Here is a 236-nt window from a genome sequence, read left to right as displayed (position 1 = left end):
TGGCAATAAAGTAGTAAAAACTTTGCCAGTGCCATATATCACTAAAAAGGGCTGCCAGAACGCGCCCAAAATAGCCGCCTACTATGGTGCTACCAATGTAGATTGTCATATTTTTTTGCAGAGTATCGGCACTAAAGCTCATGCCAATATAACTGGTCATGGCTGTTAATGCCGCTGGTAATATTAGGCCTTGTAAAAAGCGTACTAATAACAGCAATTCAAAGGTGGGGGCGTAA

At 41.9% G+C, this 236-nt stretch carries 1 protein-coding gene; it reads right to left on the bottom strand.

Features of this window, described 5'->3' with window-relative positions; genetic code table 11:
- The coding region (locus tag AAEY62_RS24760) for an MFS transporter (RefSeq protein WP_350637145.1) at positions 1–236 on the bottom strand (236 nt) is incomplete at both ends.

The organism is Pseudoalteromonas sp. GW168-MNA-CIBAN-0100 (assembly GCF_040309225.1).
GTDB classification, from domain to species: domain Bacteria; phylum Pseudomonadota; class Gammaproteobacteria; order Enterobacterales; family Alteromonadaceae; genus Pseudoalteromonas; species Pseudoalteromonas arctica.
Note: the sequence above shows the minus strand (reverse complement) of the source record. Positions and strands in the feature narration are given on the sequence as shown.